Below are 9,921 nucleotides of genomic sequence, written 5' to 3'. Positions count from 1 at the left end.
CCTACTCAACTGTGCGGAGGTGGGACGACGAAATCGAATTCTAACGAATTACCGATTTCTGTCCCACTCTCTTTTCTATTTATTCTGCTAAGAGCACTTCTTTAATCGTTTGTTTTTGGAGTTTTCTGTTGGATAGATAAAAGAGGCTTTCATAAACCACCGCAAAACCGAGCAAGGTCCAAAAGCACACATTCCCATCAAAGTTGTGCTCAATCTTTTCAGGTACTGTGTCTTTGATCACACCAATCAAGATTTCCATAATGCCATATTGATAAACCGTCCCAAGGGCAAATCCTAGATAAGCCCAGAAACGATAAGGAGCGAGAATATGACTTTGGCATTCACGATCAGTGTAGCCAAATGCCTTCATAAGAGCCAAGGTTTCGCGACTTTCTGAGACCACAATCCCCAATGACAAAAAGAGAATCGAGAAAGAAAGGATCAAGCCAATCATGATCATCATCGTTTGGATGATGTCATCTGTGTAGTCCCTTAGCCCAAAAGACAATTGAACCATGGCCGCAAAACACATGGAGCCAAAGACCACAAAAAACAAGATCGATTTTCTCCCCCAAATCAGCGACGAAGACAGCTCATTTAGGAAGGATTTCTCTTTTTTAGGAGCCCTTTTTCTCCTTTTGACCTTGATTGGTGTAGGGGATTTTTTCAATAAGCGAAGGGCCGGTGTTTGTAGTTGTCTTCGAGCATAACCAATCGCAAGGACCATAAAGAAGGTCGTTGGCAGCATCACCAAAGCGACCAAGAGCTGCCAGTGGAAATGAATGGTAATTTCTGGCAGAATCCCCTTCTCATTTCGAAAGTCATAAAAATGTCCCATCATAAGAAAAGAAGCGAAATAGCCAAGAAGAGCCCCAACTCCAAAACTGAGGCCAAAGGCCCAAAATCGTTTCGCCAACTGGCCATTGCTATAGCCTAAAGCCTTTAAAATCCCTAACTGTTCCTTGTGGTCATCGACAAATTGTTTGATATAAAAACACATGAGAAGGATCGACGTCAAGGACAAGACGACCCCACTGACCATGGCCACCATCCAAGATAGCGAAACCTGGGCATCATAGTAGGCCGTAATCATCGGATTGGTTTTAGAAATCTCCACCTGCTCGATATCCAGGTAAAAATTCAAGAAGAGATTGGCCACAAAGACCGCACAAGCTCCAATGATACTGACGACAACTAATTTTCGAATATCTTTTACTGAAAACATGGCTTACCATCCAATCTCATAGGCAGTCTGAGGCTGATCATTAGTCACAACTTGGGTAATCCTGCCACTATTAACGCGAATGATGGTTCTGGCCATATCCGCAATATTTTGGTTGTGCGTCACCATAATTAAAGTAAAGCCCAACTTTTCCTTCAACTTCCAGATATAGTCCAGAATCTTGCGCCCTGTTTCTTCATCCAAGGCCCCCGTCGGCTCATCTAAGAAAAGAATCTCTGGCTTTTTGGCCAAGGCACGAGCAATAGACACTCTCTGCTGTTCCCCACCAGATAATTCACTCGGATACTTATCCAGCTTATCGCCAAGCCCCAAATCTTTGATAATCTGCAAAAAATCATGATTGCTCGCCAGGTCAGCTCCCATCTTTACATTCTGTCTAACCGTCAGATTAGGCAATAAATAATACTGCTGAAAAATAAAGGCTATCTTCTCACGTCTAAAGGCTGTCAATTGAGCATCCGTGAGTTGCGATAAATCCCGACCTTGGATAAGAATATGTCCCTCATCTACCTTTTCTAATCCGGATAACACGTTTAAGAGAGTTGACTTGCCCGATCCAGAAGGGCCTAGGATAACCACATCATCCTGGTCTTGAATCTGCAAATCAATCCCTTTTAAGACCTTGGTTTGCCCATAGCTTTTGTGAACATTTTCTAGTTGAATCATTTCTTTCCTACCATTTCTTTGATGAGAGATTGACAAACTTCTGTCAATAATCCAATCACTTCTTCCATGCTAAACTGATAAATACCAGAAGCAACCATAGAGGCCATCCCGTGTGAGTAGATAAATAGATGCTGGTACAAGCGACTAGCCTCCTCTAACGTCAACGGATAGTCTGCGACAATCGAATCCAGAACCAATTGGTAACTATGATCCTTCATGGGAAGAAAATCTTGAAAGCAACGAATCGGATCTTTGCTAGGATTTTGGAAAAGCAACTGAAAGAGTTGGGGCTCTTTTGAGGCGAAAAGAATATAAGCAACCCCGACAGATCGAAAAGGCTTCTCATCTTCTAAAGCCTGGCGTATATACTCCACCACTACCATTTCCGCAGCAACAACAACCTCTGCTTGTAACTCAGACATATTAGCAAATTGCCCAAAAATGACCCTTGGCGTGGCTCCCAGTTTCTCCGCTAATGCTCGAGCCGTCAAACTAGCCAGGCCCTCATCGCGTACCAATTGTAAAGCCGTCCCAATGATAGTCTCTTTACTAAATTTAACCTTTGGTGGCATAAGACTCCTTTCACGCAACAGTTGTTACGCAACATATGTTGCATAAAGAATACCATAACAAAGTAAGACTTGTCAAGAAAAATTCGTAAAGTATAAAACAAAAGACCAGCCCACTGATACAAGTGAGGGTGGTCTACTAATAAGTTTCTAAGGCAAATCATTACCTGCAGCAAGGTAGATTTGGTACCATTCCTTGCGGGTCAAATTCACCTCTGCTGCTTTCCCTGCTTCAAGGACATGCTGGGGTTTGATCGTTCCGATGACGGCCTGCATCTTACCCGGATAGCGGAGGACCCAAGCAAGGGCGATAGCTGTCGGAGTGACCTGGTATTTCTTCGCCAAGTCATTGAGGACATGATTGAGGGCCGCAAACTCTTCCTTGCCCACAAAGTTCCCCTTGAAAAAGCCATGCTGGAGGACAGACCAGGCTTGAATCACCGTATCAGTTAAGCGACAATACTCAAAGACACTACCATCTCGCACGGCTGCTTTTGGCCCTTCCATATTGACATGAAAACCTGCCTCAAAGCTAGGCGTAAAGGCGGCACTCAACTGCAACTGATTGACCTTGAGTGGTTGTTTGACAGACGTTTTGAGCAATTCAATCATCATAGGATTTTGATTGGACACCCCAAAATGACGGACCTTGCCCGCTTGCTCCAAGTGATCAAAAGCTGCCGCCACTTCTTCCGGCTCCATGAGGGCATCCGGTCGGTGAAGGAGGAGACTATCTAAGCGCTCGATCTGCAGACGCTCGAGGATACCATCGACGGAGTCCAAAATATAGTCCTTCGAAAAATCAAAATAGGTAAAACCGTCTTTGCGAATCCCACACTTGGACTGGATCCACATCTGGTCCCGAAGATCCGGACGGCGCTTGAGAACCTTACCCAGCAGGACCTCACACTGGCCATCGCCATAGATATCCGCTAGGTCAAAGGTGTTAATGCCAATCGACAAGGCCACCTCCACCAAGGCCTCCACCTCGTCTTCACTCATCTGACTGATCCGCATCATCCCAAGGACAATGGTGGACAAACGCTCATTTTCAGCAAACTCAATATAGTTCATGTCCGCCTCCTTTTCTGTAGTTCTATTGTAGTGAAAAGGGTTGCAAAAGTCAATTTGAAATCAATAAGCCCTCAGCTGTAACTGAGGGCTCTCAGGTTGAAGTAGAATTTCTTATTCTTCCTCGTCATCCAACTCCACTTCACCATGGATTCGGATATATTCTTCATTTCTGCGGTCATCTTCTGACCAAACCGGGTCTCTCACTTCGTCCATAAAAAGAATTTCTTCCAAACTCAGCTCATTGGCCTCTTCATAACTCATCGAAAGGATATCCTCATGCCGGTTTTTAAATTCCTCTACACTTAACCAGCTCTTTTTATCATCTTCGCTAATCTGACCATCAATAGCAGTCGCAATCTCAATGGCCATAATATAGAAAGCACGTTTATCAACAGTGAGAAGGTCAAGATGGGTAGAAGCTAAACGTAGACAGTCTCCTTTTTCTCGATAGTCTGTTGCTGGATTATCTTCAAAATCTAATTCAAGATTTTCATATACATGACTCCCAAATTTGTTGATAATTCCTTCTTTCAACTGAACATTATTCCATCTATTATCATGCATCCACTTATTCAATTTCAAGTGAATAGTTGGGTCTGTTTTAAATGGGTGAGTATTCCCAAAATAAGAAAAATCTACTGGCTTACCATCTTTTTCCTCAAACCACATTCTCTTCGCTAGTTCTAAGTAATCAAATGGAATTTCTTTGGTGTAATCGCCTTTAAGATATAGTCTCACTCGTCTTCCTCATCGTCATAAACACGTCCGCCATGGATTTTTATGTACTCTTCTCGAAGCCTTTCTTCCTCTTCCCATAGAGGATCTCTTACCGGTACCATTGTCTTCAATTCTTCCAAACTGATGTCAACCGCTTCATCATAAGTCAGTGAAAGAACATCCTTGTGAGTTTCCTTAAATTCTTCTACACTTAGCCAACTTTGCTTATCGTCTTCGCTAATCTGACCATCAATGGCAGATGCTACTTCAATAGCCATAACGTATAAAGCACGCTTGTCAACCGTCAAAATATCTATATGAGTTGAGGCAATTCGAATAAACTCCCCCTTTTCGCGGTCGTCGGAAATAAAGGCATGTTCAAATTCAAGTTCAATATCTTCATATTGCAAGGACAACCAAGGATTGCTCGGAATTATAAAAGGAGCCTTATCCCATCTTTCGTCAACTGAAGCCCATTTGCGCAACTCTGCTCCGAAATAAAAATCATCTTGCAGCATCTCATCATCACCAACGTTGGAGTAACTTATTTTCTTGCCATTCCGTTCCTTAAACCACATCTTCCAAACTAGTTCTCTAGTAGTAAATGTTATTTTTTTAGCATAATCGCCTTTGATATAAATTCTCAATCTTCGTCCTCGTCGTCGTAAACACGTTCGCCATGGATTGCTATGTATTCTTCACGAAGGCGTTCTTCTTCATCCCACAAGGGATCTTCTATAGCTCTCATACTTTTCAGTTCCTCCACACTGATATCAGTTGCTTGATCGTAGGTTAGTGATAAGACATCCTTGTGCAACTTCTTAAAAGTCTCTACATCCATCCAGGTCTCTTTGTCATCCTCGCTAATTTTTCCATCAAATGCACCAGCCACCTCGATTGCCATGATATACATAGCTCGTTTATAAACAGTTAAAATGTCCCTATGAGTAGTCGCAATCCTAAGGTTTTCGCCATGTTCTCTCCCATCCGTAATAAAATCATTTTCAAATTCTAATTGAATATTTTCATCAGAAAACGAATTCCATGGATTATTCTTGTCATATGGTATATGATTCCACCGTTTATCATTAAATCGCCATTTATCAAATTGTACACCAAAAAAGAAATCATCCTGTAACATAGCATCATCACCGACGTTCGAGTATGTAATAGGATGACCATGCCATTCCTTAAACCACATCTTCCAAATAAGCTCTCTAGTTGTGAAGTCTATTTTTTTCGTAAAATCACTTTTTATAAAGAGTCTCATAAATCCGTGATATCGCCTCCGTGTGCTAAGATGTATTCTTTTCGACGAGTGGCTTCTTCCTCCCAAAGAGGGTCGTCTACCACATCCATCGTTTGAATTTCAGTTAAACTTCGTTCATTTGCTTCTTCAAAAGTCAGAGATAGAATAGCCTCGTGCTTTTTCCTAAACTCCTCGACTGTTAGCCATGTCTTCTTATTATCCTCGCTAATTTGCCCATCAATCACCTTTGCAATCTCAAGCGCCATAATGTACATGGCTCGTTTATCAACTGTCAAAACTTCTAGATGGGTGGTTAAAATACGGAGATAGTCTCCCTTTTCATTATAATCCGTAGCGAATGCATCTTCAAACTCTATCTCAATACATTCCTCAATATGTGAAAAGAGTCTTCGTACCCCTTCCTTTAAGGGGACACTAGACCATCTCTTATCCGCGGTGCCTTTCCTCAAGGATAAATTTGAGAAAAAATCTTCTTGTAAATCATCATTGTTCCCAGCATTTGAGTAAGAAACTTGCTCATCTTCTGGAAACCACATTTTTCCAGCTAGTTCCAAATAACCATAAGGTACTCTTTTTGTATAATCACCTTTGATATAGAGTCTCATTCGTTCTTTTCTCTATTCTCTTTATTCCCCTCCATCATATCATAATTTAATAAAAAATACATGTTAGCATGAAGGAATATCGTTTTAAATAGCCCACTGATAAATTTCAAGGCATTCAAAAAGCCCTCAGCAATAACTGAGGGCTTGTTTGATTAGCGATAGCTAAGAGCACGTTTGATGGTCTTCCATGGTCCGAGGTCGTCGGTCTGGAGGATCAGGCTCGCGTAGATTCGAGCAATGAGAACTGTTCCCACGATGGTAAAGAGGACCGCAATTCCCAATGAAGCCCAAGATTCAAGACCAGTCGCATAGCCATTGATGGTACGGAAAGGCATGAAGAAGGTTGAAAAGAATGGAATGTAGGAACCGATCTTCAATAAGAAGACATCACCGGCACTTCCCAAGGTGGTTACACCAAGGAAGCTAAAGATAACTAACATCATTAGTGGCGAAATCGCTTTTCCTGAATCTTCAGGTCGTGCAACTGTGGAGCCTAAGAAGGCAGAGAGCACCACATACATAAAGATCCCAAGGATAATGAAGAAGACGGTATTAAGCGAGATCGACTCTGCTAGGTGCTGGGTAATTGGAGAGTTTGGAGCGAGAATATCCTTGACCACAGGGATATCTGCTCTAAAGATCCAAACGCCTACCAAACCAATCACATAGACAAAAATGTGGGTAAAGATCACTCCGAAGAGTCCGAGCATGCGTGCGAAGAAATAGTCGGTTGCTTTGATACTAGAGAAGACCACTTCCATGATCTTAGTTCCCTTTTCACTAGCCACTTCTTGGGCTGTGATACTCGAGTAGAAGATCAAAATCATATAAAGCAGCATTCCTAGACCACCTGCAACCATGGTTTGCACCGTTTTCAAGCCTTCTTTTTTCTCATCAATTTTTTCTTTGAGAGAAACCTGTTGAGACAAGGCTGTGACTTGCTCTTTGCTTAGATTGGCACGCGCTAGATTGATCCCTTGTTGGACCTGGCTTAACTTCGCAGAGACAAGGTTTTTCAATTCCGTTTTCATGGCTTGGTCGCCCACATAAGTGGCTTCTAATTGGCCATCTTTTTCATCGACTGTCAGGTAAGCAGCTGCTTTCTCATCCTTGATGGCTTTTTTAGCTGCAGCTTCATCTTTGTAGTCTAATGTCAAGCCATCGGTTCCTTTGAGACTTTCTTTGACAGCTGGCACTTCTGTCACCAAGGCCACCTGATTCTTCGTATCTGTAGAAGAATCCGTCAAATAACCGATTCCGACACCCAATCCTAAAAAGAGGAAAGGGCCCAAGACCATGAAGAGAAAACTCCATGATTTCACTTGTCTGATATAGGTTTCTTTCATTACGACAAACATCTGTTTCATACTTCTACTCCTGATTCAAGTTTAAAGATCTCATCAATAGTTGGGGCTTGGTGGTCAAAGGTCGCAAGGTAGTGGCCCTTGGTCAAGCGGTCAAATAATTCTGGACCCGCTGACGCGTCATCCAAGATCAGCTTCCAAGTCCCTTGCTTGGTCATGCTGACCTTGGTCACGTGTGGCAGAGCTTCTAGCTCCTCTTTACTAAAGTCGTTAGAGACAAAGAGGCGTGTCTTGCCATAGCTATTCCGGACCTCTTGGACAGGCCCTGAAAGGACCACCGAACCATCACGGATCATTAGGATATCATCACACAACTCTTCCACATTGGTCATAACGTGGTCAGAAAAGATAATGGTGGCCCCACGCTCTTTTTCTTCAAAGATGACCTGCTTGAGCACTTCTGTGTTGACCGGATCCAGGCCACTAAAGGGTTCATCTAAAATGATCAATTTAGGCTCATGAATCAAGGTGATGATCAGTTGCACCTTCTGTTGGTTCCCTTTTGAGAGACTCTTGATTTTATCAGTCAATTTCCCTTTTACTTGGAGTTTTTCCATCCAGGTCGGTAATTTTTCCTTGACCTCGACAGTGCTCATTCCTTTTAAGGCAGCCAAATAGCGGACCTGCTCAAAAATCGTGAGTTTTGGCATGAGACTACGCTCTTCCGGCAAATAACCAATTTCTTTGTAAGTTTCTTGCGTAATCGCTTTGCCATCTAAGTGGATCTCACCGCTGTAGTCCAAAAAACGCAGGATGCTGTGGAAAATAGTTGTTTTCCCAGCCCCATTTTTCCCAACTAAGCCAAGGATATGCCCTTGTTGAGCTGTTAGATCCACTCCAAAGAGGACCTGCTTATCCCCAAAACTCTTTTCTAAATGTCTAATTTCTAACATAGATAACTCCTCTACTCTTTATAATAACGTTTGGTAATCTTGTACTGTGAGACTAAGATATAGATATAAATCAGTGATACCACTACTAATGCTAACAAGATATCGGTCTGGAAAGTAATGCCAACTAAGATTATCACCATCAAGGAAATCGGTAAGACATAATTGCTTAACTTGAAAACAATATCGAAGTTCTCCTCATAGCAAATTTGTTTTTCTGCTTCATCCATCATACTCATCATTAATTCACGGACTTCTGCACCGCTAGAATTGCGTGGGATCGCTTTTCCATAAATCTGTTTAAAGGTTTTTCGAAACTGATGTTCCAATCCAAAAGTAAGGAGGAGCAAAGCAAGGAAAACAAACGGGATGGTGTATTTCCCAAGGGTACCTGTCAGTTTTTCTTCATAGACTAATTTTTGGCAAGAGAAGTAAATCACTAGCAGATAGGGAACAATCATGACGCCTTTGAAAATCGTAGCCAAGTCATAAATCCTTCTCGTTTGGCTTTCATAACGGTAGGCCTCGTCTTCATCCTCGATCGCCTCCATCAAATGGTACGACTGGCACGATGAGATGAGGTAGGTAGACGCAACCCCGAAAACCATCAGATATAAAATGATAGAGCCTATGTAGAGCATATCTCGATCAAATAACTTTTGGAATTCAATAGGATGGTCTGACCCAACAAATCCGATCAAAAAACCAACGATTAATCCTGATAGGACCATGACCATGTTTCTCCAAAAACGGTAACGGGCTGACCTTTCTTTATATTTCTTTTTCATTGTTATTCCTCTCCCTCTACTAGACTAAATACATTTTCCACCGGTTCCTTGAAAATCTGTGCGATAGTGATCGCAATGATAACCGAGGGGGTGTATTCCCCCCGCTCCAAGAGACTGATGGACTGGCGCGAGACTCCTGCTAGCTTGGCTAGCTCGGATTGGTTGAGCCCATCACGCGCCCTCAGCTCTTTCAATCGATTTTTTAAGATCATGGCTTTCGCCTCCTATAGCTGAACACCTTGAATATCTTCGATGCGAACTAATTTTGTTTCGCTTTGTTGTTTATTATTCACACGAGTCAGTTTGACCCAATCTTCATCAATATCCACAATTTCATATTCGGTTCCAAAACCATTTACTGTGACAGTGACCGTTTGGCCTTTCAATTCTTCTAAACGTCTAGACATATCTTGATTTCCTTTCACTTGTTTTTCTAATCGTCTAATGCGTTTGTTCAATCTTTTTATCTTCTTTTCTGAGCTTGCATAAATGATAAACAGAAAAGGGATAAACAGAATCCATATGGCTCCCATAAGAAAACCTTCCCTTCTTTCAACTAAAATCATTGTAACACTTCTTTTTCTTTTTGACAAGTATATTTGTCAAAAAAATAAAAATAGTTGTCAAAAATAGCAAGATAGTTGACATAGATATTTTGAGCACTTAAAACAATTTCTTTATTTATATAGGGTTTTAAGCACTATAACATACAATTTCTGGAAGAAAAAAACAGCT

13 protein-coding genes are annotated in these 9,921 nt (G+C 41.8%); all 13 read right to left on the bottom strand.

The window, feature by feature from the left end; translation table 11 throughout:
* Positions 1-79: 79 nt before the first annotated feature.
* The 13 genes from JX304_RS01870 to JX304_RS01810 all read right to left on the bottom strand — a co-directional run bounded on the left by JX304_RS01870 (position 80) and on the right by JX304_RS01810 (position 9,719).
* Entirely contained in the window at positions 80-1,225 is a 1,146-nt protein-coding gene (locus tag JX304_RS01870) for an FtsX-like permease family protein (protein ID WP_205011014.1), read from the bottom strand.
* A gap of 3 nt (positions 1,226-1,228) precedes the next feature.
* Entirely contained in the window at positions 1,229-1,909 is a 681-nt protein-coding gene (locus JX304_RS01865) for an ABC transporter ATP-binding protein (protein ID WP_205011013.1), read from the bottom strand.
* Positions 1,906-2,481, bottom strand: a complete 576-nt coding sequence (locus tag JX304_RS01860) for a TetR-like C-terminal domain-containing protein (protein WP_205011012.1) — start codon at positions 2,479-2,481, stop codon at positions 1,906-1,908. Before JX304_RS01860 ends, JX304_RS01865 begins: the two co-directional genes overlap by 4 nt.
* 147 nt (positions 2,482-2,628) lie before the next feature.
* The gene (locus JX304_RS01855; protein ID WP_205011011.1) at positions 2,629-3,552 is read right to left on the bottom strand and encodes an aldo/keto reductase; all 924 of its coding nucleotides are present in this window, start codon (positions 3,550-3,552) and stop codon (positions 2,629-2,631) included.
* Between the two features lie 111 nt (positions 3,553-3,663).
* A complete protein-coding gene (locus JX304_RS01850) occupies positions 3,664-4,290 on the bottom strand; it encodes a hypothetical protein (protein ID WP_205011010.1) in 627 nt (208 codons plus the stop codon).
* The gene (locus JX304_RS01845; RefSeq protein WP_205011009.1) at positions 4,287-4,916 is read right to left on the bottom strand and encodes a hypothetical protein; all 630 of its coding nucleotides are present in this window, start codon (positions 4,914-4,916) and stop codon (positions 4,287-4,289) included. Before JX304_RS01845 ends, JX304_RS01850 begins: the two co-directional genes overlap by 4 nt.
* Positions 4,913-5,539 carry a hypothetical protein gene (locus tag JX304_RS01840; RefSeq protein WP_205011008.1) on the bottom strand — a complete coding sequence of 209 codons (627 nt, stop codon included), beginning with the start codon at positions 5,537-5,539 and terminating at the stop codon, positions 4,913-4,915. The genes JX304_RS01845 and JX304_RS01840 overlap by 4 nt, the downstream gene beginning before the upstream one ends.
* Complete coding sequence (locus JX304_RS01835; RefSeq protein ID WP_205011007.1) at positions 5,536-6,144, bottom strand: hypothetical protein; 609 nt, start codon at positions 6,142-6,144, stop codon at positions 5,536-5,538. Before JX304_RS01835 ends, JX304_RS01840 begins: the two co-directional genes overlap by 4 nt.
* 152 nt (positions 6,145-6,296) lie before the next feature.
* Complete coding sequence (locus JX304_RS01830; RefSeq protein WP_205011006.1) at positions 6,297-7,511, bottom strand: ABC transporter permease; 1,215 nt, start codon at positions 7,509-7,511, stop codon at positions 6,297-6,299.
* Positions 7,508-8,401: an ABC transporter ATP-binding protein gene (locus JX304_RS01825; RefSeq protein ID WP_205011005.1), complete on the bottom strand. Its 894-nt coding sequence runs from the start codon at positions 8,399-8,401 to the stop codon at positions 7,508-7,510. Before JX304_RS01825 ends, JX304_RS01830 begins: the two co-directional genes overlap by 4 nt.
* An 11-nt stretch (positions 8,402-8,412) precedes the next feature.
* Positions 8,413-9,186, bottom strand: a complete 774-nt coding sequence (locus JX304_RS01820) for a DUF3169 family protein (protein WP_205011004.1) — start codon at positions 9,184-9,186, stop codon at positions 8,413-8,415.
* Positions 9,187-9,188: 2 nt separating this feature from the next.
* Positions 9,189-9,398, bottom strand: coding sequence for a helix-turn-helix transcriptional regulator (locus JX304_RS01815; RefSeq protein ID WP_003002675.1), 210 nt, complete (start codon positions 9,396-9,398; stop codon positions 9,189-9,191).
* A 12-nt stretch (positions 9,399-9,410) separates the two neighbouring features.
* Positions 9,411-9,719: a hypothetical protein gene (locus JX304_RS01810; protein WP_205011015.1), complete on the bottom strand. Its 309-nt coding sequence runs from the start codon at positions 9,717-9,719 to the stop codon at positions 9,411-9,413.
* Positions 9,720-9,921: the final 202 nt, after the last annotated feature.

Source organism: Streptococcus parasanguinis, assembly GCF_901875555.1.
Taxonomy (GTDB): Bacteria; Bacillota; Bacilli; order Lactobacillales; family Streptococcaceae; genus Streptococcus; species Streptococcus parasanguinis_H.
This window is presented reverse-complemented; position numbering and strand designations above follow the sequence as displayed.